The sequence below is a fragment of the Mycolicibacterium brumae genome, assembly GCF_025215495.1.
In the GTDB taxonomy this organism is placed as follows: domain Bacteria; phylum Actinomycetota; class Actinomycetes; order Mycobacteriales; family Mycobacteriaceae; genus Mycobacterium; species Mycobacterium brumae.
In genome coordinates this window covers 3,206,889-3,230,399 of record NZ_CP104302.1, presented here as the reverse complement: position 1 = coordinate 3,230,399, position 23,511 = coordinate 3,206,889, and the positions used below count along the sequence as shown (strand labels likewise).

At 69.8% G+C, this 23,511-nt stretch carries 24 protein-coding genes and 1 pseudogene; 16 read left to right on the top strand and 9 right to left on the bottom strand.

Features of this window, described 5'->3' with window-relative positions:
- Positions 1 to 17 precede the first annotated feature (17 nt).
- The 6 genes from alr (at position 18) to tsaD (ending at position 4,920) form a co-directional block, all read left to right on the top strand.
- The gene (gene alr, locus L2Z93_RS15645) at positions 18 to 1,190 is read left to right on the top strand and encodes an alanine racemase (RefSeq protein WP_370745846.1); all 1,173 of its coding nucleotides are present in this window, start codon (positions 18 to 20) and stop codon (positions 1,188 to 1,190) included.
- Positions 1,187 to 2,314, top strand: a complete 1,128-nt coding sequence (locus L2Z93_RS15640; RefSeq protein ID WP_090588861.1) for an alpha/beta fold hydrolase — start codon at positions 1,187 to 1,189, stop codon at positions 2,312 to 2,314. The genes alr and L2Z93_RS15640 overlap by 4 nt, the downstream gene beginning before the upstream one ends.
- The gene (gene tsaE / locus L2Z93_RS15635) at positions 2,311 to 2,781 is read left to right on the top strand and encodes a tRNA (adenosine(37)-N6)-threonylcarbamoyltransferase complex ATPase subunit type 1 TsaE (RefSeq protein WP_162561902.1); all 471 of its coding nucleotides are present in this window, start codon (positions 2,311 to 2,313) and stop codon (positions 2,779 to 2,781) included. The genes L2Z93_RS15640 and tsaE overlap by 4 nt, the downstream gene beginning before the upstream one ends.
- The gene (gene tsaB / locus L2Z93_RS15630) at positions 2,778 to 3,416 is read left to right on the top strand and encodes a tRNA (adenosine(37)-N6)-threonylcarbamoyltransferase complex dimerization subunit type 1 TsaB (RefSeq protein ID WP_090588062.1); all 639 of its coding nucleotides are present in this window, start codon (positions 2,778 to 2,780) and stop codon (positions 3,414 to 3,416) included. Before tsaE ends, tsaB begins: the two co-directional genes overlap by 4 nt.
- Before the next feature lie 65 nt (positions 3,417 to 3,481).
- Positions 3,482 to 3,880 carry a ribosomal protein S18-alanine N-acetyltransferase gene (rimI, locus tag L2Z93_RS15625; protein WP_090588859.1) on the top strand — a complete coding sequence of 133 codons (399 nt, stop codon included), beginning with the start codon at positions 3,482 to 3,484 and terminating at the stop codon, positions 3,878 to 3,880.
- Positions 3,877 to 4,920, top strand: a complete 1,044-nt coding sequence (gene tsaD / locus L2Z93_RS15620; protein WP_090588060.1) for a tRNA (adenosine(37)-N6)-threonylcarbamoyltransferase complex transferase subunit TsaD — start codon at positions 3,877 to 3,879, stop codon at positions 4,918 to 4,920. Before rimI ends, tsaD begins: the two co-directional genes overlap by 4 nt.
- Here the strand turns inward: tsaD and L2Z93_RS15615 are convergent.
- The 6 genes from L2Z93_RS15615 to L2Z93_RS15590 all read right to left on the bottom strand — a co-directional run bounded on the left by L2Z93_RS15615 (position 4,895) and on the right by L2Z93_RS15590 (position 9,428).
- The gene (locus tag L2Z93_RS15615; protein WP_090588057.1) at positions 4,895 to 5,443 is read right to left on the bottom strand and encodes an NIPSNAP family protein; all 549 of its coding nucleotides are present in this window, start codon (positions 5,441 to 5,443) and stop codon (positions 4,895 to 4,897) included. The two genes, tsaD and L2Z93_RS15615, sit on opposite strands and share 26 nt — an antisense overlap.
- Before the next feature lie 3 nt (positions 5,444 to 5,446).
- Positions 5,447 to 6,211 carry a ThuA domain-containing protein gene (locus L2Z93_RS15610; RefSeq protein ID WP_090588054.1) on the bottom strand — a complete coding sequence of 255 codons (765 nt, stop codon included), beginning with the start codon at positions 6,209 to 6,211 and terminating at the stop codon, positions 5,447 to 5,449.
- Between the two features lie 15 nt (positions 6,212 to 6,226).
- Positions 6,227 to 6,988, bottom strand: coding sequence for an SDR family NAD(P)-dependent oxidoreductase (locus L2Z93_RS15605; RefSeq protein WP_090588051.1), 762 nt, complete (start codon positions 6,986 to 6,988; stop codon positions 6,227 to 6,229).
- Between the two features lie 106 nt (positions 6,989 to 7,094).
- Positions 7,095 to 8,726, bottom strand: coding sequence for an HNH endonuclease signature motif containing protein (locus L2Z93_RS15600; RefSeq protein ID WP_090588048.1), 1,632 nt, complete (start codon positions 8,724 to 8,726; stop codon positions 7,095 to 7,097).
- A 73-nt stretch (positions 8,727 to 8,799) separates the two neighbouring features.
- Positions 8,800 to 9,195 (bottom strand): type II toxin-antitoxin system VapC family toxin, encoded by a 396-nt coding sequence (locus tag L2Z93_RS15595; protein ID WP_090588045.1) that lies wholly within the window; start codon positions 9,193 to 9,195, stop codon positions 8,800 to 8,802.
- Complete coding sequence (locus tag L2Z93_RS15590; RefSeq protein WP_090588042.1) at positions 9,192 to 9,428, bottom strand: type II toxin-antitoxin system Phd/YefM family antitoxin; 237 nt, start codon at positions 9,426 to 9,428, stop codon at positions 9,192 to 9,194. The genes L2Z93_RS15595 and L2Z93_RS15590 overlap by 4 nt, the downstream gene beginning before the upstream one ends.
- A gap of 291 nt (positions 9,429 to 9,719) precedes the next feature.
- On the opposite strand from L2Z93_RS15590, the gene groES reads away from it, so the two are divergent.
- From groES to L2Z93_RS15570, 4 genes are all read left to right on the top strand, one after another.
- The gene (gene groES, locus L2Z93_RS15585) at positions 9,720 to 10,022 is read left to right on the top strand and encodes a co-chaperone GroES (protein WP_090588858.1); all 303 of its coding nucleotides are present in this window, start codon (positions 9,720 to 9,722) and stop codon (positions 10,020 to 10,022) included.
- A gap of 101 nt (positions 10,023 to 10,123) precedes the next feature.
- Complete coding sequence (gene groL / locus L2Z93_RS15580) at positions 10,124 to 11,740, top strand: chaperonin GroEL (RefSeq protein ID WP_090588039.1); 1,617 nt, start codon at positions 10,124 to 10,126, stop codon at positions 11,738 to 11,740.
- A gap of 113 nt (positions 11,741 to 11,853) precedes the next feature.
- Positions 11,854 to 12,963 carry a ferritin-like domain-containing protein gene (locus L2Z93_RS15575; RefSeq protein WP_090588034.1) on the top strand — a complete coding sequence of 370 codons (1,110 nt, stop codon included), beginning with the start codon at positions 11,854 to 11,856 and terminating at the stop codon, positions 12,961 to 12,963.
- A gap of 97 nt (positions 12,964 to 13,060) precedes the next feature.
- Positions 13,061 to 14,463, top strand: a protein-coding gene (locus L2Z93_RS15570) for an IS3 family transposase (protein WP_090587900.1) whose coding sequence is annotated in 2 segments (ribosomal slippage) — positions 13,061 to 13,421 and positions 13,421 to 14,463 — 1,404 coding nt in all. Because the reading frame shifts where the segments join, the coding sequence is not laid out codon by codon here.
- Positions 14,464 to 14,507: 44 nt separating this feature from the next.
- Here the strand turns inward: L2Z93_RS15570 and ddaH are convergent.
- Both ddaH and L2Z93_RS15560 read right to left on the bottom strand, forming a co-directional pair.
- The gene (ddaH, locus tag L2Z93_RS15565; protein ID WP_090587617.1) at positions 14,508 to 15,290 is read right to left on the bottom strand and encodes a dimethylargininase; all 783 of its coding nucleotides are present in this window, start codon (positions 15,288 to 15,290) and stop codon (positions 14,508 to 14,510) included.
- A gap of 42 nt (positions 15,291 to 15,332) precedes the next feature.
- On the bottom strand, positions 15,333 to 15,623 hold the full coding sequence (locus L2Z93_RS15560; protein WP_090587614.1) for a WhiB family transcriptional regulator: 291 nt from the start codon (positions 15,621 to 15,623) through the stop codon (positions 15,333 to 15,335).
- Positions 15,624 to 15,978: 355 nt separating this feature from the next.
- Between L2Z93_RS15560 and L2Z93_RS15555 the strand changes: the two genes are divergently transcribed.
- The 3 genes from L2Z93_RS15555 to L2Z93_RS15545 all read left to right on the top strand — a co-directional run bounded on the left by L2Z93_RS15555 (position 15,979) and on the right by L2Z93_RS15545 (position 18,461).
- Positions 15,979 to 16,752, top strand: coding sequence for a hypothetical protein (locus L2Z93_RS15555; protein ID WP_090587610.1), 774 nt, complete (start codon positions 15,979 to 15,981; stop codon positions 16,750 to 16,752).
- Positions 16,753 to 16,840: 88 nt separating this feature from the next.
- Positions 16,841 to 17,419, top strand: a complete 579-nt coding sequence (locus tag L2Z93_RS15550; RefSeq protein WP_090587607.1) for a sigma-70 family RNA polymerase sigma factor — start codon at positions 16,841 to 16,843, stop codon at positions 17,417 to 17,419.
- Positions 17,412 to 18,461 (top strand): anti-sigma-D factor RsdA, encoded by a 1,050-nt coding sequence (locus L2Z93_RS15545; RefSeq protein ID WP_162561884.1) that lies wholly within the window; start codon positions 17,412 to 17,414, stop codon positions 18,459 to 18,461. Before L2Z93_RS15550 ends, L2Z93_RS15545 begins: the two co-directional genes overlap by 8 nt.
- A 2-nt stretch (positions 18,462 to 18,463) precedes the next feature.
- Here L2Z93_RS15545 and L2Z93_RS15540 read toward each other — a convergent pair whose 3' ends face one another.
- Positions 18,464 to 18,871 (bottom strand): DUF5319 domain-containing protein, encoded by a 408-nt coding sequence (locus L2Z93_RS15540; RefSeq protein WP_090587602.1) that lies wholly within the window; start codon positions 18,869 to 18,871, stop codon positions 18,464 to 18,466.
- A gap of 97 nt (positions 18,872 to 18,968) precedes the next feature.
- On the opposite strand from L2Z93_RS15540, the pseudogene guaB reads away from it, so the two are divergent.
- The 3 genes and pseudogenes from guaB (at position 18,969) to L2Z93_RS15525 (ending at position 23,498) form a co-directional block, all read left to right on the top strand.
- Positions 18,969 to 20,520 (top strand): annotated as a pseudogene (gene guaB / locus L2Z93_RS15535) (IMP dehydrogenase).
- A 15-nt stretch (positions 20,521 to 20,535) separates the two neighbouring features.
- Entirely contained in the window at positions 20,536 to 21,684 is a 1,149-nt protein-coding gene (locus L2Z93_RS15530; protein ID WP_090587596.1) for a GuaB3 family IMP dehydrogenase-related protein, read from the top strand.
- Between the two features lie 47 nt (positions 21,685 to 21,731).
- Complete coding sequence (locus L2Z93_RS15525; RefSeq protein ID WP_090587593.1) at positions 21,732 to 23,498, top strand: GMC family oxidoreductase N-terminal domain-containing protein; 1,767 nt, start codon at positions 21,732 to 21,734, stop codon at positions 23,496 to 23,498.
- The last annotated feature ends 13 nt before the right edge of the window (positions 23,499 to 23,511 follow it).

The window sequence follows — 23,511 nt, the reverse complement described above, 5'->3', positions numbered from 1 at the left end:
TGGGACAATGGCCGACGGTGACTACTGAACCCGCCCAACTGGGCCACTCCACTGCGCCGTCGGTGACCCCGACGGCCCTTGTCGATCTCGACGCGATCGCCGCCAATGTCGCGACGCTGCGTGAGTTCGCCGGATCCGCGCAGGTCATGGCGGTGGTCAAGGCCGACGGGTACGGCCACGGCGCTGCCGCCGTGGCGCGCGCGGCGCTGGCCGCCGGGGCCGCCGAGCTGGGTGTCGCCACCCTCGGCGAGGCGCTGACGTTGCGTGCCGACGGGGTCGCCGGGCCACTGCTGGCCTGGCTGCACCCGCCCGGAACCGACTTCGCGCCGGCACTGACCGCCGATGTGCAGCTTGGTGTGACGAACCTGCGTCAGCTGCGCGATGTGCTCGACGCCACAGCGCGCACCGGGGTGACCGCCGTGCTGACCGTGAAGGTCGACACCGGGCTGAATCGCTCCGGGGCGGCCGCCGCCGATGTCGACGAACTGATCGACGCGCTCGGCGCCGCGGCCGCGACCGGCGCCGTCCGGTTGCGCGGCGTGATGTCGCACCTGGCCTGCGCCGACGAGCCGTCGCACCCCGCCAACGACGCCCAGGCCGCCCGTTTCACCGAGATCATCGCGGCCGCGCGCCGGCGCGGGGTGGTGTTCGAGACGGCGCACCTGGCCAACTCGGCGGCCACCCTGGCCCGGCCGGACCTGGCCTTCGACCTGGTCCGCACCGGCATCTCGGTGTACGGGATGAACCCGGTGGCCGGTTACGTCGAGGCCGCGCTGACCCCGGCCATGACGCTGAGCGCGCCGGTGGCCATGGTGAAACCGGTCAGCGCGGGCAGCGGCGTCTCCTACGGGCACACCTGGACCGCGCCGCGCGACACCACCGTCGCGCTGATCCCGCTCGGCTACGCCGACGGCGTGTTCCGCGGGCTCAGCGGACGCCTGCAGGTCGCGATCAACGGACGCCGCTACCCGAACGTCGGGCGGATCTGCATGGACCAGTTCGTCGTCGACCTCGGGCCGGTCCCGACGGGGGTGGCCGAGGGCGACGCGGCGATCCTGTTCGGCCCCGGCGCCGACGGCGAGGCGAGCGCGACCGAGGTCGCCGCGCTGATCGGCACCATCGACTACGAGGTGTTGTGCAGCCCGCGCTGGCGGGTGTCGCGCGCCTACCGCGGCGGTGGTTTGCGGTGAGCGGCAGTCGCCGCTGGCGCGCCGGCGCCGCGGGGCTCGGCGCGGTCGGCGTGATCGCCGGACGGTCGACGGCCCGGCGGGCGGTGAACCGGCGGGCGCGCCTCGCAGACCCCCACCACGGCGAGGACTTCGGCGTCTTCGAAGGTGATCGCACCTCGGTGCTCACCACGCCCGACGGGGTGGACCTGAAGGTTCGCGAAGTCGGCCCGTCCGACGCGCGGGTCACCGTGGTGTTCGCGCACGGCTTCTGTAACAGCATGCGCGCCTATCACTTTCAGCGCCGCGATATGACCGAGGTGTGGGGCGACCAGGTCCGGATGGTGTTCTACGACCAGCGCGGGCACGGCGAGTCCACCGCCGGACGGCCCCGCGACTACACCATCGAGCAACTGGGCCGGGATCTGGAGACGGTGCTGACGGTGCTCGCGCCACGCGGCGAAGTGGTGCTGGTCGGCCATTCCATGGGCGGTATGACGGTGCTCTCCCACGCCCGCCAGTACCCGGATCGCTACGGCCGCAATATCGTCGGCGCGGCGATCATCTCCTCGGCGGCCGAAGGCATCTCGCGCTCGCCGCTGGGGGAGATCCTGCAGAACCCGGCGTTGGAGGCCGCCCGGTTCACCGCCCGGTACGTTCCCGGCCTGGTGCACCGCGGACGCGGCCTGGCCCGGTCGATCCTGGCGCCGGTGCTGCAGGCCGCGTCCTTCGGCGACGAGGCAGTCAGCCCCACCGTGGTCCGTTACACCGAGGACATGACCCACACCACCCCGGTGCCGACCATGGTCGGATTCCTGCACGCGCTCGGCGTGCACAACGAGACCGCGGGGCTGATCGCGCTGGCCCGGATCCCGACGCTGATCGCGTGTGGCACAGCCGATGTGCTGACCACCCCGGAGCATTCCGAGGATATGGCCTCCATGCTGCCCAAGGCCGAACTGCTGCTGGTGGACGGCGCCGGGCACATGGTGCAGCTGGAGCAGCCCGAGATCGTCAACGAGGCGCTGGAGCGGCTGGTGGCCCGCGTCGGCCGCAAGAAGTTGACGGTGCTGGCCGAGCGGCTCCGGTTCAGCGAGGTGCGGATCGCCACCCGGCCGCGCCGCTGGGTCCGGCGGTGGCGACGGTGAACGCGCGGATCGCCGACGGCGCGGCGACGCTGCCCGCCCCCGAGGACACCCTGGCGCTGGGCGCCCGGATCGGCGCCGGCCTGACCGCCGGTGACGTGGTGGTGCTGTCCGGTCCGCTGGGCGCCGGAAAAACCTTGCTGACCAAGGGAATCGCCGAGTCGATGGACGTCGAGGGGCCGATCACCTCGCCCAGCTACGTGCTGGCCCGGGTGCACCCCGCCCGCCGGACCGGCGCGCCGGATCTGATCCACGTCGACGTGTACCGGCTGCTGGAGGCGGGCGCCGATCTGCTCGGCGAACTCGACTCGCTGGACCTGGACACCGAATTGACCGAGGCGGTGGTGGTGGTCGAGTGGGGTGAGGGGCTCGCCGAGCGGCTCTCCGATCACCACCTCGATGTCCGGCTGGAGCGGGCCCCGGACTCCGACGAACGCACGGCCCGATGGAGTTGGGGAGCGCCGCAATGAGCCGGATCGTGCTGGCCCTGGACACCGCGACGCCCGCGGTCACCGCCGGTGTGGTGCGGATGGACGAGGACAGCCGCGAGTTGCTGGCGCAGCGGATCACCGTCGACCCGCGGGCGCACGCCGAGCAGTTGACCCCGAATGTCCTTGCCGCCCTCGATGACGCCGGGCTGAGCATGGGCGACCTGGATGCCGTGGTGGTGGGCTGCGGGCCGGGTCCGTTCACCGGGCTGCGGGTCGGCATGGCCACCGGCGCGGCGTTCGCGCAGGCGCTGGGACGGCCGGTGCGCGGGGTGTGCAGCCTGGACGGCATCGGCGTCGGGACCGCCGGCGAGGTGCTCGTCGTCACCGACGCGCGTCGCCGCGAGGTGTACTGGGCGCGCTACCGCGACGGAGTCCGCACCGACGGGCCCGCGGTGGGCGCCGCGGCCGACGTGCCCCGCGACGACGTCGTCGCGGTCGCCGGACCGACTGCGGTCGCCGAATCCTTCGGCCTTCCGGTGCTTGGGATCGAGTACCCGTCGGTGCTGGGACTCGTTGCCGCGGTGCGGGATTGGGAGTCCGAACCGGAGCCGTTGACGCCGTTGTATCTGCGCCGCCCGGACGCCAAAACGCTGGCCGAGCGAGGCCTGGCGTGACCGACACCGCGGTGCTGGAGCCGCTGCGGCACTCCGATGCCGCCCGCTGCGCCGAACTCGAGTCCATGCTGTTCGGCGGCGATAACCCCTGGCCGGCGCGGGCGTTCCGGGACGCCGTCGTCTTCCCGGGGCACCACTATGTCGCCGCCCGGATCGACGGACGGCTGGTCGGCTATGCCGGAGCGGCCCGGCTCGGCCTGACCCCGCCGCTGGAGTACGAGGTGCACACCATCGGGGTCGACCCGGATTACCAGGGCCGCGGGATCGGCCGTCGGCTGCTGGCGGACCTGCTGGAGTTCGCCTGCGACGGGCCGACGTTCCTGGAGGTCCGCACCGACAACGCCGCGGCGATCGCGCTGTATGAGAGCGTCGGCTTCGAGACCGTCGGGCTCCGCAAGAACTACTACCCGGGCAGCCGCGCCGACGCGTTCACCATGCGCCGGGACCTTCAGGAGACGCCATGACCAACCCGCAGCGCACCGTGGTGCTCGCCGTCGAAAGCTCCTGCGACGAGACCGGTGTCGGCATCGCCGCGCTGGATCCCGACGGCACGGTCACCCTGCTGGCCGACGAGGTGGCCTCCAGTGTCGATGAGCACACCCGCTACGGCGGTGTGGTGCCGGAGATCGCGTCCCGGGCGCACCTGGAGGCGCTCGGCCCGACCATGAGCCGCGCGTTGGAAGTCGCCGGGGTCGACCGGCCCGATGTCGTCGCGGCGACCATCGGCCCCGGGCTGGCCGGCGCGCTGCTGGTCGGCGTCGCCGCCGCCAAGGCCTACGCCGCGTCCTGGGGTGTGCCGTTCTACGGCGTCAACCATCTGGGCGGGCATCTGGCCGCCGACGTCTACGAGCACGGCCCGCTGCCGGAATGCGTTGCGCTGCTGGTGTCCGGCGGCCACACCCACCTGTTGCACGTCCGTTCGCTCGGTGAGCCGATCGTCGAACTCGGCGGCACCGTGGACGACGCGGCGGGGGAGGCCTACGACAAGATCGCGCGGCTGCTCGGCCTCGGCTACCCCGGCGGTCGGGTGCTCGACGAGTTGGCCCGCGACGGCGATCCCGACGCGATCGCGTTCCCGCGCGGCATGGCCGGTCCGCGCGACGACCCGTACGCCTTCAGTTTCTCCGGCCTCAAGACCGCGGTGGCCCGGCATCTGGAGGCCCACCCCGAGGCGGATCGGGCGGATGTGGCCGCCGGCTTCCAGGAGGCCGTGGCGGATGTGCTCACCCGCAAGGCCGTCCGCGCCGCGACCGACCTGGGGGTGTCCACGCTGCTGATCGCCGGGGGTGTCGCCGCCAATTCCCGACTGCGGGAGCTCGCCGAAGCACGTTGCGCGGCAGTAGGTTTGACGCTGCGAGTGCCGCCGGCCCGGCTGTGCACCGACAACGGCGCGATGATCGCCTCCTACGCCGCCCACCTGATCGCCGCGGGCGCCGGACCGTCGGAGTTGACGGTGGCCAGCAACCCGGGATTGCCGGTCAGCGAAGCCATGATCGTTCGGTAGGCGCCAGCCGCCCGGGGTCTTCGTCGGCGTCGTCGGTCCATGCGAAGTCGACCGTGACCGGTGTGCTGCGCACCGGCATCGGGAAATCGTTTGGGCCCGTCTCGGTTTCGTAGGTCGCCATCGCCATCGCCGTCTCGTGGTCGGGTGCGTCGGCGTCCCGGATCCTTGCCCGTAGCCGCGCGCCGGGGCGCCCGCTGGGCGCCAGGCCCGGTGTCGCCACGCGCAGCAGGCGCACATCGGTGAAGTCGGCCAGCAGCGACGTGGCGGCGCCGCCGTGCGTCTTCCAGGCCGCGCTGTCGACGTAGAACGCGCCGAGCGCCCGGGCGCGCTCGGTGAGTCCGGGGAAGGCGCGCAGCCAGACGAATCGGTCCGGGTCGTTGAGGTCGCGGAACTGCCCGAGCACCTGGATGCCCAGGGCTTGCTGCGGGTCGACGAGTTCGCTCTCGAAGAGTTCGATGAACTCCTCGCGGGCGCCCCGCCGGACGGTGTACTGCCGCAGTTCCAATAGCGGGAACGGTTCCATGGCTCAATCCTCTCGATGGGTTCCGTACGCCGCCCAGCGCAGGCAGCGGCGCAGGATCACGCGGAACTCGGGCGTCGTCCAGCTGCCCCGGTCGACCTGGCCGGTGTCCTCGACGCCGAGGTCTTGCAGATCGAAGCGGCCCCGGCAGTGGCCGAGGGTGAAATAGCAGACGGCGCCCCGGCCGTGGTTCTTGAGGTACAGCACCGGACGGGGCTCGTCGTCGACGGTGTGACCGTGCTCGAATCCGGGTGACCGACCGCTGAATTCGGTGTGTAGCAGCACCTGCAGCGGTGGGCGCAGTTCGCTGACGTAGAGCTCGTCGGTCACCGTGAACGGGGCGATGCCGGCGACCAGGGGATGTTCCGGCGCGGCGGGGGTGACGGTGTACGGCTTGATCGGCGGGTGTCCCAGGAACCGACTGCCCAGCAGTTCCGGGAGGTCGCCGGGCAGCGGCGGGGTGCTGAACAGGTGGTCGGCGCCGTCCGCGGCGGGAACGATGGCGGCGTTGGTGGCGTGCAGCGCCAGCCACCGACCGCCGCGGCCCACGAATTCGGTCAGCGCGGCTGTCTGCTCCGGGGTCGGGACGAGGTTGCAGGTGTAGGTGATGAGCAGCTCGGCGTCGGGCAGCGCGTCGACGGCCTGGTAGCCGTCGTAGACCCGGGTGCGAACCGATTCGAATTCCGCGAGTTCGCCGAGCAGTTCTCGGCGGGCGTATTCGAAGTCGTGCCACTGGCCGCCGCAGACCAGGACCGCCTCGACGCGGCTCACCGCGCGCCCATCCGGTTAGAAGTCGAACCGGTTGGTGAAGGCGCCGTCGACGACGAGGTTCGCGCCGGTGATCTGGCCGGCGGCGGGCGAAGCCAGGAAGGCCACGGCGTTGGCGATGTCGACGTCGCTGGCCAGCTTGCCGAGCCCGGTGCCCGCGACGGCGGCCTCATACAGCTCGGGCATGCCGTTCTTGATCTGCTCCCACACCCCGCCGTCGAAGTAGACCGGGCCCGGCGACACGGAGTTGACCCGGATGCCCTGGGGCGCCAACTGGCGGGCCTGCGCGGCGGAGTGTTGCAGCATGGCCGCCTTCATCGCGCCGAAGCTGTTGGCGGTTGGCAGTATTCCGGCCTCCAGCGCGGAGGTGCTGGTGATGGCGACCACCGCGGCCGCGTCGCTGGCCGCGAGGTGCGGGGTGGCGGATTCGATGATTCGCACGAAGCTCATCAGGTCGGTGCGGAAGTTGTCCTCCCAGGCGGTGGGGCCCTGGCCGACCGAGGCCGAGGCGTTGGCGACGACGATGTCCAGCCCGCCCAGCGCCTCGGCGGCCGCGTGCGCGAACCCGGCGGCCGCCGCCTCGTCGCTGACGTCGGCGGGGTGGTGGAAGATCGTGCCGTGCTCGGCGAGTTCGGCGGCGGTGTCGGCGAGCCGCTGTCCGTCGCGGGCGCAGATCGCCACCGACGCGCCTTCGGCGAGCAGGGTGCGGGCGATCGCCAGGCCGATGCCGCGGCTGCCCCCGGTGATCAGCGCGCGCTTGCCGGTGAGACCGAGATCCATCTGGTGCCGCCTTCGGTGGTCGACCGCGAGGTATTAGTCAGTGAGATAATTAATATATGACAGTCATCACAGGCGGAGTCAACCAGGGCGGACGCCGGGGCTTCGGTCAGAAGGGTGGTGGGTCGTTGCGGCCGGGTGGTGGGGGCCGGTTGGCCGCGACGGCGGCTGCTCGCGCGGCGGCCTCTTCGGCGTCGAGGGCGGCGTGGTTGAGCGCGCGTTCGCGCTCAACGCGTCGGGCTCGGGTCTGTGCCCGGGGGTGTTTTCGGGTGGGCATCATCAGGGTGTGCCCGGGTCCGCGTTTTCGGCGCGGTTTGCCCGGCGGCGGGGCGACTCCGGTGTTGGTGTCCCACCCCGGGAACATCACGCTGGCGAACGGTTTGGTGGTGTAGGTGTGGCCAGTGGGGGTGGTGATGTCCAGCGTGCCGTCGGGATGCTGCGTTTCGGACCAGCCGTCCCAGAACGTCTTGAGTAGATGGTGCAGTCGGCAGCGGGTGAGCAGGGAACTGGGGTGGGTGTGCCCACCATCGCCCCAGGGGTGGCCGTGGTCGATGTCGGCGCGCACGGCGGGCTTGTCGCAGCCGGGGAACCGGCAGGTGAGATCCCGGGTCCGGATGAACTCATCCAGTGCCGTCGAGGGCCGGTACCGGGGCTGCAGGCCCTGCTTGGGGGTGGTGACGGTGCGGACCGTGGCGCCCAGGGCGATCAGCGCGGCCAATGCCTCGGTGGAGATCAACCCACCCACGCGACCCGCGATGAACGCCACCGGAACCGGGGAAGGCTCCTGCGGCGGGGACGGGGCAGGCGAGGCCGGGTGCGATCCCGGCCCCTCGGCCACCTCCGGCGCGGCCACCTCCGGCGCGGCCACCTCGGGCTCGGGGCTCTCGCCGGCCTGCGCGGTGGTCCTCGTCTTCGCGGGCGCGATGGCGGCGTTGGTGACCACGTGGATCACCACCCGCGTCGCGGGGTGGCCCCCGGTCTTGGCCGAGCAGTCGGGGTCCTCACACGCGCACGCCAGATGATCCAGATGCGCCGCCAAGGCGCCCATCGCGTCGGCGCGGCGCTGCGCCAACGTCCGTGGGTCGTCCTCGCACACACCGCGGGCCATCGCGTTGAGGGCTTCATCGAGCAGCGCGGCGTCGGCCACGCTCAATCGGCCCCAGATGGTCCTGAGGTCCGTCCCGTCGGCGCGGGGGTCGCCGATATTGATCTCCCGGCCCGCCACCGTGGAGCGGGAGCGGTATTTCGCGTCGGGGTCGATCGCGGCGACGACCGTGTCGAGGGCGGCTTCGAGTTTCTGCTTCGACAGTGGGCCCCAGCCGGTGATCTTCGCCGCGATCGCCGAGTCCACCTGCGCCCGCGCAGCCGGGTCGTTGACCAGGCGGGTCCGCGACACCACGCTCATCGCCGTCAACGCGGTGATCTGTCCGGCCAGAAACAGCGCCCCGACCTTCGGCAACACCTCCGCCAGCGCGATCGCGCGTTCCATCAACACCATGGCCCGACCGTGCTTGACCGTCAACGCGCAGCTGATCTCGGCGGCCGCGGCGTCCCAGTCATCACAGCCCCAACTCGGATGCTGCTCGGCGCCCAGCCGCCGGCGCGTCAGCTCGGCGATCGCCGCCAAGTGATGGGCCTCCACCGCCGCGGCGGCACGCGCCGAAACCGCGATCGCGTCGATCAAGGCCGCATCACCGAGGGAGCGGAGCTCCTGCGGTGTGTGGGCCTCAACCTGATACATGACCTCACGCTATACCCGGGGTCCGACAAGTCTGATCAGCGGGAAAACACCAGGTAAAACACGTTTGAAGGCGTTACTTCGTCGCGATGATCGGAGTCATCGCTCCGTCCCGGATGGTCCGATCGCTCGTGGCGATCGCCAACCCGCGCCGCGTTGCTTGGGCGACGATCATCCGGTCGAACGGATCGCGATGGTTCCAATTCAGCTGCCCCGCCAGCGTGGCGTCCGCCGAGTCCATGGCCAGGTCTTGGGCTGCCATCGCTGCGAGAGTGTCGGACCAACCCGACAGGATGCCCGACCCGTCGAACCGTCCCAGTCGGGTCTTGATGGAAATCTCCCACGCCGACGCTGCTGAGACGTACAGCTCATTCGCGGGATTCCCGATCGCCTCCAGCGCTGGTTGCGCCACCAACTCGGGCGATTTCACCAACCAGAGCAGTGCGTTGGTGTCGAGAAGGATGGAGGTCATGATTCGGCGACTTCCCACGCGGCGATCTCGTCCTCGGGGAGAGGGGCGTCGAAGTCATCGGGAATCTCAAGGCCGGGAAGCTGGCCAAACGTCCGCACTCGTGGTGTCACGGGGGTGATCACCGCGACCGGCCGACCGTGTGACGTGATGGTGATCGGACTCCCGCTTTTCTGGATCTCGGACAGCACAGCATTCAACTTCGCCTTCGCTTCGGTGCTCGTGATGGTGCGCATAGGACAAGTCTAGGATGATCGGACTAGTCGCACTAGTCATTTAAGTCATCTAGGCGGGGGCGGGCCGGGTGGCCGAGTCTGCGTTCGCCGTGAGCGAGCGCGCCCAGATTAGCCACCTCCCGGGGTTGAGTGCTAGCACTCTCCTGTATAGAGTGCTAGGCGGCAGGCGGACGTCCCCTGTGTCGGCACCCGCGACGACGGCGCGTGGGGAGCGGCCAACTGCCGATACCTGGTAACAAGCGGTCCGGGTAGCCCCGGGCCACAACCTCAGAAGTGAAGGGGCTCCACATCGTGGCGAGCGTGAACATCAAGCCGCTCGAGGACAAGATCCTCGTTCAGGCCAACGAGGCCGAGACCACCACCGCGTCCGGCCTGGTCATCCCCGACACCGCCAAGGAGAAGCCGCAGGAAGGCACCGTCGTCGCAGTTGGCCCCGGCCGCTGGAATGAGGACGGCGACGAGCGGATTCCGCTGGACGTGTCGGAGGGCGACGTTGTCATCTACAGCAAGTACGGCGGCACCGAGATCAAGTACGGCGGTCAGGAATACCTGATCCTGTCGGCTCGCGACGTGCTGGCTGTCATCTCCAAGTAAGCGAATCGTGTTCCGCCCCGGAGGTTCTCGCGTGTGCGGGCATCTCCGGGGCGGTGCGCGTTGAACGGCCCGACTGAAATGGCCCAAGAGGGAAGAAGACTTTGAGCAAGCAGATTGAGTTCAACGAAAAGGCGCGTCGCGCCATGGAGGCCGGCGTCGACCGGCTCGCCGACGCGGTCCGGGTCACCCTGGGTCCGCGCGGCCGCCACGTCGTGCTCGCCAAGGCGTACGGCGGACCCGTCGTCACCAACGACGGCGTGACCATCGCGCGTGAGATCGACCTGGAGGATCCGTTCGAGAACCTCGGCGCGCAGCTGGTGAAGTCGGTGGCCACCAAGACCAACGACGTCGCCGGCGACGGCACCACCACCGCAACGGTTTTGGCGCAGGCGCTGGTGAAGGCCGGGCTGCGCAACGTGGCCGCCGGCGCCAACCCGATCGCGCTCGGCCAGGGCATCGGCAAGGCCGCCGACGCGGTCTCCGAAGCGCTGCTGTCCGCCGCGCACCCGGTCGACGGCAAGAACGACATCGCCCAGATCGCCACCGTCTCCTCGCGTGACGAAGAGGTCGGCGAACTGGTCGGCGAGGCGATGACCAAGGTCGGCACCGACGGTGTGGTCACCATCGAGGAGTCCTCCACGCTGGACACCTACCTGGAGGTCACCGACGGCGTCGGCTTCGAAAAGGGCTTCATCTCCGCCTACTTCGTCACCGACTTCGATCTGCAGGAGGCCGTCTTGGAGGACGCGCTGATCCTGCTGCACCGCGACAAGGTCAGCTCGCTGCCGGACCTGCTGCCGGTGCTGGAGAAGGTTGCCGAGTCGGGCAAGCCGTTGCTGATCATCGCCGAGGACGTAGAGGGCGAAGCGCTGTCGACGCTCGTCGTCAACGCCATCCGCAAGACGCTCAAGGCCGTCGCCGTCAAGGCGCCGTTCTTCGGCGATCGCCGCAAGGCGTTCCTGGAGGACCTGGCCATCGTCACCGGCGGCCAGGTCGTCAACCCCGAGGTGGGCCTGACGCTGCGCGAGGCGGGCCTGGACGTGCTGGGCTCGGCGCGACGCGTGGTGGTCAGCAAGGACTCCACCGTCATCGTCGACGGCGGCGGCAGCAAGGAAGCCATCGCCGACCGGTCGCGCGTGCTGCGCGCCGAGATCGAAGAGGCCAGCTCCGACTGGGACCGCGAGAAGCTGCAGGAGCGCCTCGCCAAGCTGGCCGGCGGCATTGCGGTGATCAAGGTCGGCGCCGCCACCGAGACCGCGCTCAAGGAGCGCAAGCACCGCGTCGAGGACGCGGTGTCGGCGGCCAAGGCCGCGGTTGAGGAGGGCGTCATCCCCGGTGGCGGTTCGGCGCTCGCGCAGACCCGCGCGGCGCTGGCGGACCTGCGCTCCGGGCTGTCCGGCGACGAGGCGATCGGCGTCGACGTGTTCGAAGCCGCCATCACCGCCCCGCTGTTCTGGATCGCCAGTAACGCCGGCCTGGACGGCTCGGTCGTGGTCAACAAGGTCAGCGAACTGCCCGCCGGGCAGGGCTTCAACGCCGCCACGCTGAACTACGGCGACCTGGTCGCCGACGGCATCATCGACCCGGTGAAGGTCACCCGCAACGCGGTGCTCAACGCCGCGTCGGTGGCCCGGATGATCCTCACCACCGAAACGGCGGTCGTGGACAAGCCCGCCGAAGAGGAAGAGGGCCACGACCACCACGGTCACGCTCACTAGGAACGCACCACGTGGCGCCCCCGGTCCGAAGCGGACCGGGGGCGCTGTCGTTGACGCCCGCCCGATCAGAGCGCATTGTGAGGAGAGTCACATCCCGCGCCGAGGGGGCAGTCATGACCACCAGGGACAAGTACACCGAAATCCCGGACCCGTACTCGATGGAGATCCCCAGCGTCGGTGACGCGCGGTTCACCTGGGAGTACGACGACGGCCGCGGGCGGCTGCTCTCGCTGTACCAGAAGGGCAAGGACAAACAGTGGGACGCCCAGTCGCGGATCAACTGGGGCCAGGACGTCGACCCGATGAACCCGGTCGGGCTGCCCGACATGTTCCACCCGCTGTTCGGCAGCCCGGCGTGGGAAGCCGCCGACGAAGCCCGACGCTCCGAGATGCGCCAGCACTCCCAGGCCTGGCAGTTCTCCCAATTCCTGCACGGCGAGCAGGGCGCGATGGTGTGCGCCGCCAAGATCGTCGAGGTGGTCCCGGACCTGGACGCCAAGTTCTACGCGGCCACCCAGACCATGGACGAGGCTCGCCACGTCGAGACGTTCTCCAAGTTCCTGCAGGACAAGGTCGGGCTGGTGTACCCGATCAATTCGAACCTGACCGCGCTGCTCGACGACACCCTCAACGATTCCCGTTGGGACATGCCCTATCTCGGCATGCAGGTGCTCATCGAAGGGCTCGCGCTGGCCGCCTTCGGAGTGCTGCGAGACCTGGCCGCCCCGGACTCGCTGGCCAAGAGCGTGCTGGCCTACGTCATGCAGGACGAGGCCCGCCACGTCGCGTTCGGTCGAATCTCGTTGAAGGACTACTACTCTGCGCTCACCGACGTCGAGCGCGGCGAGCGGGAGGAGTTCGTCGTCGACGCCTGCTACCTGATGCGTGACCGGTTCCGCGGTGAGGAGGTGTTCGAGACCCTCGGCCTGAACGTCAAGGAATGTTCGGAGTGGGTGGACAACTCACCGGTGATGATCCAGTTCCGCTCGCACCTGTTCAGCCGAATCGTGCCGATCGTCAAAGACATCGGGCTGTGGGGGCCCAAGGTGCAGGCCGCGTTCACCGACATGGGTGTGCTCGACATGGCAGCCTTCGACATCGATGCGCTGATGAAAGCCGACGAGGATCAGGCCGAGGCGCTGGACAAGGCGAACGCCGAAATGGCCGACCGTGTAGCCGAAGTCGACCAGGTGATCGCCGCCCTGCGTGTCAGGGTGAGTTGAGTCCAGTGGTTCATAGCAAATCCGCCTGCAGGGCGAGATACGGATCGACTTAACGATGACGATTTCCAACCTGGCTGTGGCTGGGGAGAATGTGCAGATGGATTCCACGCATCCGCGCTCGGATGGGCCGCAGCGGCGGCGCACGTTCAGCCCGGCCGACAAGCTGGCGCATCTGGTGGCCTACGAGCAGGCCTGTGAAACCAATGATGGTGGCGCCTACCTGCGCCGTGAGGGCTTGTACTCGTCGCTGATCAGCGAGTGGCGCAAGCAGCGCGACGCCGGGGTGTTGGAGGGCAAACCGGCCGGTGCCAAGGTCGGGCGGCTGACCGCCGAGCAGGCTGAGATCGCCCGCCTCAAGCGCGAACTCGACAAGACCACCAAGCGGCTGGCCACCACCGAAGCCGCCCTGGACATCATGGGAAAAGCACACGCGCTCTTGGAAAGTCTCTCCGAGAGCGCGGAGCCGCCGACCAAGCCGACCAAGCGCTGATGGACACCTGGACCGCTCTGCGCGGCCTGCATGTCACGACCCGGGCTGCGGCGGTGTTGACCGGGATGCACCGCTCGACCGCGCTGCGGCGGGCCGCACCCGCGCCGGCCGGGCCGGCGCGGGCGCCCGCGGCGCCGGTCAACAAGCTGTCCGCCGCCGAGTGCGCTCGGGTGGTGGAGGTGCTCAACAGTGCCCGGTTCGTCGATGCCGCCCCGATCCAGGTGTGGGCCACGTTGCTCGATGAGGACACTTACCTGTGCTCGGTGTCGACGATGTATCGCCTGCTGAACGAGAACAAGCAGGTCAAGGAGCGGCGCCGGCTGGCCCGGCACCGCAAGGCGGTCTGCCCGGAGTTGGTGGCCACCGCGCCCCGGCAGGTGTACTCCTGGGACATCACCAAGCTGCGCGGCCCGGCCAAGGGCCTCTACTACGACGCCTACGTGATGATCGACATCTACTCGCGTTACATCGTCGGGGTGCACGTGCACGCCCGCGAATGCGGTGTGCTGGCCAAAGAGATGATGGAGCAGATCTTCGGAACCTACGGCATCCCACACGTCGTGCACGCCGACCGGGGCACCTCGATGACGAGCAACACCGTCGCCGGCCTGCTCTGCGATCTGGGGGTGACCCGCTCGCATTCGCGGCCCAAGGTTTCCAATGACAACCCCTACAGCGAGTCGTGGTTCAAGACCCTCAAGTACGCGCCGACGTTTCCGGACCGGTTCGAATCCATCCATCACGCAAGGGATTTCATGGATGAGTTCGTGGACTGGTACAACCACGAGCATCGGCACAGCGGCATCGGCCTGCACACCCCCGCCGACGTCTTCTACGGCCTCGCCGCCGAGAAAGACACCCAGCGGCGGATTGTGCTCGCCGAGGCCCGAGCACGCCACCGGCACCGCTTCAGCCAAGACCGCGCACCCAAGATCATCGACCTACCCGAGACCGCCGCGATCAACCCACCCAAACCAGCCGAACCGGAGGACCAGACGACAGCTGCCTAACACCCACTGGACTCAAACACCTTGACAAATTCCGCCGCGGCGAGTTAGTCGCTCGGGCGTCCCCGCAGCCGAACCGACAGGCAGGTGACGCAACCCTCGAGCTTCTCGTACTCGGAGATGTCCACCGTCACAACGCGATAGCCGGCGGCGCGCAGCATCTCGGCGGTCAGCGGCGCCGACGACGACATCAGCAGCAGATCGTCGGCCAGCAGCACCACGTGTGAGCCGGGCTCCTCGGTGACGGCCAGGAACTTCTCACCCCACACGCCAGGATCGTCCACCAGCGGGGGATAACCGATCACGGTGCCGTCGGGGAGCGCGGTCACCGCCGACTTCAGGTGCAGCACCTTGGTCAGCGGCACCCCGATGACCTCGGCGCCCATCGGCTCGAGGTGGGCCCGCAGCTGCTCGACACCCTCTTCGTTGGTCCGGCCGCCGATGCCGACCCACACGGTTCCGCCGTGCTTGAGCACGTCGCCGCCGTCGAGGGTGCCCGGCTTCTCGATGTGCGCGATCCGGTAACCCTGGGCGCGCACCGCCTCCTCGGCGGCCTCGGTTTCGGGTCGGCGGGATTTGGCCCCCGGACGGGAGATCACCGCCAGGTCGTCGTAGACCACCATGGTGTCCTCGACGAACACCGAGTCCGGGCAATCCGGCGCGGGATCGACCTGGTGGGTCACCCATCCGGCCTCGTTCAGCGCGGCGACGTAGCCCTGCCACTGCTGGTAGGCCAATTCGACGTCGACGGGGGAGCGCTCGATGTGGGTGGTGATGCCTTCGGCCAGGCGAGGAGACGGGGTGCGGACCAGGGCGTGACGGGAGAACACGCGATCATCCTGTCACGCGCATCGGGGGGGCTGACGGCTGATTCAGGCGGTGCGACGGATACCGCGCTTGAGCATCAGCTCACGCTCGGATTCGCTGAGTCCGCCCCAGATCCCGTACGGCTCGCCGACCGACAGCGCGTGGCTGCGGCACTGGGTGATCACCGGGCACTGCCGGCACAGTTCCTTGGCGCGGTTCTCGCGGGCGGTGCGGGCCCGGCCCCGCTCGCCGTCGGGATGGAAGAACACCGAGGACTCGACGCCCCGGCACACGCCCTTCATCTGCCAGTCCCAGATGTCGGCGTTGGGTCCCGGAAGTTGCTGAAGCTGTGGCATTTGGGAAGTTCCCCTCTCCTCGTGGGCGATTCCTGATGCCCCGAGTGGTGGGTCGATGTGACAGTGCTCCGAATCCGGTCGCCGGTGACCGTCTCGATGCACACAAGGTAGGGCGGCGCGCGAAATCACGTCAATAGCCGGATACTGTGCCGAATCGCATATGAGCAGGCCGAGAATTTACGTCACGTTCATCGTTTTTCGGTCTATCGCGGTCCGCGGGATGCTACACACCGGAGAACTGACCTGCGGGTATGCCGAATAGCGGGGTGAGGGTCCCGGCGTAAGCCGGGCATTTGTCACCAGCCGGGTGATATGTCCGTAACTTCGGATATGCGAACTGTTAACGTTCGCTGTGATGGAAAAGGGGAATCTGGCCGACGCCGCCTTCGGCGATTCGCCGCAGCGCTGGCCGCTGCCGCCCGCCGACACTCCCCGCAACCGGTGGCTGCGCGCCGTCGCGGCCGCCGGCCAAGGCCGCTACGCCATCGCCCAGACGGAGCTGGAGATGTTGCTGGACCATCCCGGAGCGCTGGGCTCCCTGGCCCGCAGCACCCGCGCCTCACTATTGCGTCAGCTGGGCTGGCACGCGCTGGCCCGCGGCTGGGACGGCCGGGCGCTGCGGGGCGCCGTCGATATCGACTCTCGCGCCGACGCGCTGACCGGGCTCGCCGCCGACGCCCTCGGGCTGGGTCGATTCCCGGCCTCGGCCCGGCTGCTGGACCTCGCCGCCCACACCCTCCGCGACGCCGAGGCGAGCCGGTTGACCGTGCGACTGGGGTGGGTCCGCGCCGAATTGGCCATGGCCACCGGCGACGGCGCCGCCGCCGTGCGGCACGCGCGCGCGGCCATCGACACCGCCGACGGGCTGCCGTCGATCCGGCACCGGGTGAAGAGCCGGGTGGTGCTGGCGGCCGCATTGTGCTGCGCCGGGGACCTCGCCGTGGCGCGCGCGCAGGCCGAGGAGGCCCTCGAGCAGACCGGACGGCACGAACTCATCCCGTTGCGCTGGGCGGTGTCGAGCCTGCTGATCGGCATCGGCGCCGACGGGCACACACCCGCCGAACTCGTTGTGCTGCGCGACAACGCAGCCGATTTGGTGTGTCACCGCGGCGGGGTGTGGCGCGGCTGACCGGGCAGCGGCGAGCCTGCCGTTATTGTTGGCTGGTGCCGCGCCGCCGGGGACAGTCCGGCTCGTAACGTTGGAGATACCGCCGTCGATGACTATTCCAGGAGAGCGTCTCGACGCTGCGGTCGCTGAAGCGGTCGCCGGCGATCGAAATGCCCTTCGGGAAGTGCTGGAGACCATCCGCCCCGTTGTAGTCCGGTATTGCCGGGCGCGCATCGGCACCGCGGAGCGCAGCGGTCTCTCAGCTGATGACGTCGCACAGGAGGTTTGCTTGGCCGCCATGATGGCGCTGCCGCGCTACCAGGATCAGGGGAGACCCTTCCTGGCCTTCGTGTACGGCATTGCAGCGCACAAGGTCGCCGACGCCCACCGGGCCTCGGCCCGCAACAAATCCGACCCCACCGACGAGGTGCCGGAGCGGTTCTCCCTGGATTCCGGGCCCGAACAGCGGGCGATCGACGCTGACGCCGCGGCCCGGATGGACAAACTGCTGCAGATCCTGCCGGAGAAGCAGCGCGAGATCCTGATCCTGCGGGTGGTGGTCGGAATGTCGGCGGAGGAAACCGCCGAAGCGGTTGGCAGCACCGCCGGCGCGGTGCGGGTCGCCCAGCACCGCGCGCTGGCGAAGCTGCGCGGAGAAGTCACGTCGACGGGATATGGCCATGCCTGAGCCGGAGAGCTTGGATGACATCGCCCGCACCGACGGGTTGCTCGACGCGCTGGCCGCCGAGCGGCGGATCGTCGCCAATGACGCCGCCGACATCGAACTGATCAACCTGCTGTCGGGCTGGCGCGATGACGTCCGGCTGCACAGCCACGACGACGTCGTCACCGAGAGCGAGGCCGTCGCCGCCCTGCGCGAGGGCCTGGCCCAGCAGAACCGGCAGAAGCCGCGGCACGGGTTGCGGCTGGTCGGATCGCTGGCCGCGGCGATGATGGTGCTCGGTGGTTTCGGCGCGGTGATCCACGGCGCCGGACCCGGCGACAGCCTCTACGGGCTGCGCAGCGCGATCTTCGGCGAGGCGCAGTCGGTGCGCGACGACAAGGTCGCCCTGGCCGCCCAGACCGAGATGGCGCAGGTGCGCCAGCTCATCGACGACGGCCAGTGGGAACAGGCGCAGGAGAAGCTCGAGGTGCTCAGCACCCAGGTCGCCTCCGTCGGCGACCAGACCGTCAAGCAGGATCTGCAGCAGGAGTGGGATCAGCTGAGCGTCAAGGTGGAGAACCGCGACCCGCAGGCCACCGTGGCGCCGACCAGCAGCACCGAGGTGCTCAGCGACACCACGACCTCGGAGACGTCGGCCTCGGAGACCTCGGCCACCGAGTCGTCGACGACCGAGACGTCGCCGTCGGAAACCTCGGCCACCGAGCCTTCGAGCACGGAGCCGTCGTCCACCGAGACCTCGTCCACCGAGACCTCGCCGTCGGAGACGACGGAGCCCACCTCGGCGGAGCCGACGACCACACAGCCTTCGAGCACGCAGCCGTCGGCGACCACGACCGTGGAGTCCAGCGCCGCGGCGACCAGCACGGCGGCGCCGACCAGTTCGGCGCACGTCACCAGCACGGTCGCGGCGACGTCGTCGCAGGAGCGCGCGGTGGTGGAGCCGGCCGCGCCGGAAGACGCGGCGGAGCAGGCGCCGGCCGAAGAAGTCGTGCCGTCGGAGGTCGTCGAGACCCCGGGCGCGGAGCCAACCGACGCGCAGGGCTGAGGTCAGCGGCGGTAGCCGTCGGAGTCCGAGGTGGCGCCGTTCAGCGACGCGTCGGCGTAGCCGCGGCAGTAATCCCAGGTGACGTAGGCGTCGGGTTCCGGATCGAACGCCGGCTCGTGCGGGCGGACGGTGCCGTCGGCCAGCAGCTGCAGCAGGTTCGCGCGCAGCATGTCCCAGTCGTGGTAGTGGTCGGCCTGGCAGTCGTCGCAGCAGACCACGAGCCCGCGGATCCCGCGGTGCGCCAGCAGCGCTTCGTAGACGGCGAGGTCGGCGAGGTCGGCCTCGACCGCCGAACGTTCGTGGGCGTCCAGCGGCTCGCCGGGCTCCAGAGCCTCCAGCGCCGACGTCGGATCGACCGGATCGTCCGCGAACGGATCGGGCGGCAGGCCCGGGGGGAGGTAGTCGCGCACGGCTCTACCCTACGCAGCCGGGCCGACATCGCGCCACCGACACCGACGTCGCACGGGCTCAGGGGACGCCGATAGGATGAGCACCCGAGTGCTTTGAATGGGAGGCCCACCTTATGCCCGTTGTGGAGGGGATCATGGACGGCGGCGTCCCGACCGGCGGCGACGACCCGCACAAGATCGCGATGCTCGGCCTGACCTTCGACGATGTGCTGCTGCTGCCCGCGGCGTCCGACATCATCCCGGCGACCGCCGACACCTCCAGCCAGCTGACCCGCAAGATCCGGCTGAAGGTGCCGCTGGTCAGCTCGGCGATGGACACCGTCACCGAGGCCCGGATGGCCATCGCGATGGCGCGCGCCGGCGGCATGGGCGTGCTGCACCGCAACCTGCCGGTCGGCGAGCAGGCCGCCCAGGTCGAGACGGTCAAGCGGTCCGAGGCCGGCATGGTGACCGACCCGGTCACCTGCTCGCCGGAGAACACCCTGGCCGAGGTCGACGCCATGTGCGCGCGGTTCCGGATCTCCGGGCTGCCCGTCGTCGACGACGGTGGCGCGCTGGTGGGGATCATCACCAACCGGGACATGCGTTTCGAGGTGGACCAGGACAAGCCGGTCGCCGAGGTGATGACCAAGGCCCCGCTGATCACCGCCCGCGAAGGGGTGTCCGCCGACGCCGCGCTGGGCCTGCTGCGCCGGCACAAGATCGAGAAGCTGCCCATCGTCGACGGCAGCGGCCGGCTGACCGGGCTGATCACCGTCAAGGACTTCGTCAAGACCGAGCAGCACCCCAACGCCACCAAGGACAGTGACGGCCGGTTGCTGGTCGGCGCGGCCGTCGGCGTCGGCGACGACTCCTGGGTGCGCGCCATGTCGCTGGCCGACGCCGGGGTCGACGTGCTCATCGTGGACACCGCGCACGCGCACAACCGCATGGTCATCGAGATGGTCGGCAAGCTCAAGGCCGAGGTCGGCGACCGGGTGGAGATCGTCGGCGGCAACGTCGCGACCCGCGCCGCGGCCGCCGCGCTGGTCGAGGCGGGCGCCGACGCCGTCAAGGTCGGCGTCGGGCCGGGCTCCATCTGCACCACCCGGGTGGTGGCCGGGGTCGGCGCGCCGCAGATCACCGCGATTCTGGAGGCCACCGCCGCCTGCCGCCCGCACGGCGTGCCGGTGATCGCCGACGGCGGCCTGCAGTACTCCGGCGACATCGCCAAGGCGCTGGCCGCCGGCGCGTCCACCGCCATGCTGGGCTCGCTGCTGGCGGGCACCGCCGAAGGCCCGGGCGACCTGATCTTCGTCAACGGCAAGCAGTTCAAGAGCTACCGCGGCATGGGGTCGTTGGGCGCCATGCAGGGCCGCGGGGAGGCCAAGTCGTTCTCCAAGGACCGCTACTTCCAAGACGATGTGCTCTCCGAGGACAAGCTGGTGCCGGAGGGCATCGAGGGCCGGGTGCCGTTCCGCGGCCCGCTGTCCACCGTGATCCACCAGCTCACCGGCGGTCTGCGGGCGGCCATGGGCTACACCGGGTCACCGAACATCGAGGCGCTGCAGCAGGCGCAGTTCGTCCGGATCACCGCAGCCGGGCTCAAGGAGAGCCACCCGCACGACATCACCATGACCGTCGAAGCGCCCAACTACTACTCCCGCTAGGGGGCTGAACTCAACATGCGTGATCTGGTGGAGATCGGGATGGGCCGCACCGCCCGTCGCACCTATGAACTCGATGACGTGAATATCGTGCCGAGCCGTCGCACCCGGTCCTCGCAGGACGTTTCCACGGCCTGGCAACTGGACGCCTACCGGTTCGAGATCCCGGTGCTCGCGCATCCCACCGACGCGTTGGTGTCGGTCGAGTTCGCCATCGAGCTGGGCCGCCTCGGTGGGCTCGGAGTGATCAACGGCGAGGGCCTGATCGGCCGGCACGCCGACGTCGACGCCAAGATCGCCCAGGTGGTGGAGACCGCCGCCACCGACGCCGACGGGCCATTCGCGTCCGCCGCCGCCACCCGGCTGCTGCAGGAGCTGCACGCCGCGCCACTGGACCCGGAGCTGCTCGGCGCCGCGGTGAGCCGGATCCGGGATGCCGGGGTGACCACCGCGGTTCGGGTCAGCCCGCAGAACGCGGCGGCGCTGACCCCGACGCTGGTGGCCGCCGGCATCGACCTGCTGGTCATCCAGGGCACCATCATCTCCGCCGAGCGGGTCGCCTCCGACGGCGAGCCGCTGAACCTCAAGACCTTCATCTCCGAGCTCGACGTGCCGGTGGTGGCCGGCGGCGTGCTCGACCATCGCACCGCGCTGCACCTGATGCGCACCGGCGCAGCCGGCGTGATCGTCGGCTACGGCTCGACGGCCGGGGTGACCACCAGCGCCGAGGTGCTCGGCATCAGCGTGCCGATGGCCACCGCGATCGCCGACGCGGCCGCCGCCCGGCGGGAGTACCTGGACGAGACCGGCGGCCGGTACGTGCACGTGCTGGCCGACGGTGACATCCACACCTCCGGCGATCTGGCCAAGGCCATCGCCTGCGGCGCCGACGCGGTGGTGCTGGGCACGCCGCTGGCCGCCGCGTCCGAGGCGCTGGGCGACGGCTGGTACTGGCCGTCGGCGGCGGCGCACCCGTCGTTGCCGCGCGGCGCGCTGCTGCAGGTGGAGCACGGCCAGCGGCCGTCGTTGGCGCAGGTGCTCAGCGGGCCGTCCGACGATCCGTACGGGACGTTGAACCTGGTCGGCGGGTTGCGCCGGGCGATGGCCAAGGCCGGCTACTGCGACCTGAAGGAATTCCAGAAGGTCGGACTGTCGGTAACTAGTTAGGTTTGCCTTTCTAGCCCGCCCGTCGGGCCCGCGGCCATACTGAACCGATGGACACGGATTTTGACGTTCTCATCGTCGGTTCCGGCTTCGGCGGCAGCGTCTCCGCGCTGCGGCTGACCGAAAAGGGCTATCGCGTCGGCGTCCTGGAGGCCGGCCGACGGTTCACCGACGAGGAGTTCGCCGCCACGTCTTGGGACCTGCGCAAGTTCCTGTGGGCGCCGCAGGCCGGCTGCTACGGAATCCAGCGCATCCACGCGCTGCGCAACGTGATGATCCTGGCCGGCGCCGGGGTGGGCGGCGGGTCGCTGAACTACGCCAACACCCTGTACGTGCCGCCGGAGCCGTTCTTCGTCGACAAGCAGTGGGCGCACATCACCGACTGGCGCTCGGAGCTGATGCCGCACTACGAGCAGGCCAAGCGGATGCTCGGGGTGGTCACCAACCCCACCATGACCGACGCCGACAAGGTGATGAAGGCCGTCGCCGACGAGATGGGTTGCGGGGACACCTTCGTGCACACCCCGGTCGGGGTGTTCTTCGGCCGCGACGGGGTCAAGGAACCGGGCAAGACGGTGCCGGATCCGTACTTCGGCGGCGCCGGCCCGGCCCGCACCGGGTGCATCGAGTGCGGCGAGTGCATGACCGGCTGCCGACACGGCGCCAAGAACACCCTGGTGAAGAACTACCTGGGGCTCGCGGAATCCGCTGGGGCGCAGGTCTTCCCGATGACGACGGTGACCAAGTTCAGCCAGCGCGGCGACGGTGTGTGGGAGGTGCAGACCTTCCGAACCGGCCGCAAGGCGCGCCGCGGCAAGAAGGTCTTCACCGCCAAGCATCTGATCCTGGCGGCCGGCACCTACAACACCCAGAAGCTGCTGTTCAAGATGCGCGACACCGGCCGGCTGCCGAAGCTGTCGGAGATGCTCGGCGTGCTGACCCGGACCAACTCGGAGTCCATCGTCGGCGCCGGTCGCCTCGAGGTGGGCAGCGACCTGGACCTGACCCACGGCGTGGCGATCACCTCCTCGATCCACCCGACGCCGGACACCCACGTCGAGCCGGTGCGCTACGGCAAGGGCTCCAACGCGATGGGCCTGCTGCAGACCCTGATGACCGACGGCGACGGCCCCGAGGGCACCGACGAGGCGCGCTGGAAGCAGTTGCTCAACCAGATGCGCTCCGATCCCAAGAAGATGGCCCGGCTGCTCAACCCGTCGCGGTGGAGCGAGCGCACCGTCATCGCGCTGGTGATGCAGCACCTGGACAACTCGATCACCACCTTCACCAAGAAGACCAAGGCCGGCGTGCGGATCATGAGCAGCAAGCAGGGCCACGGCGAGCCGAACCCGACCTGGATCCCGGCCGGCAACGAGGTCACCCGCCGGATCGCGGAGAAGATCGACGGCGTCGCAGGCGGCACCTGGGGCGAGATCTTCAACATCCCGCTGACCGCGCACTTCCTGGGCGGCGCGGTGATCGGCGACGACGCCGAGCACGGCGTCATCGACGCCTACCAGCGGGTGCACAACTATCCGACGCTGTACGTGATGGACGGCGCCGCGGTGTCGGCGAACCTGGGCGTGAACCCGTCGCTGACCATCACCGCCCAGGCCGAACGCGCCGCGTCGCTGTGGCCGAACAAGGGTCAGGTCGATCAGCGCCCGGCGCAGGGCGAGTCCTACGTCAAGCTGGACCCGATCGCGCCGAACAAGCCGGTGGTGCCCGCCGAGGCGCCGGGCGCGCTGCGCCGGTTGCCGATCGAGCCGGTGCGGAAAGCCCAGCCGGCGGACGTCGGGTTGTCGGGCGGCGCATAGCTGTCGGGGGGCC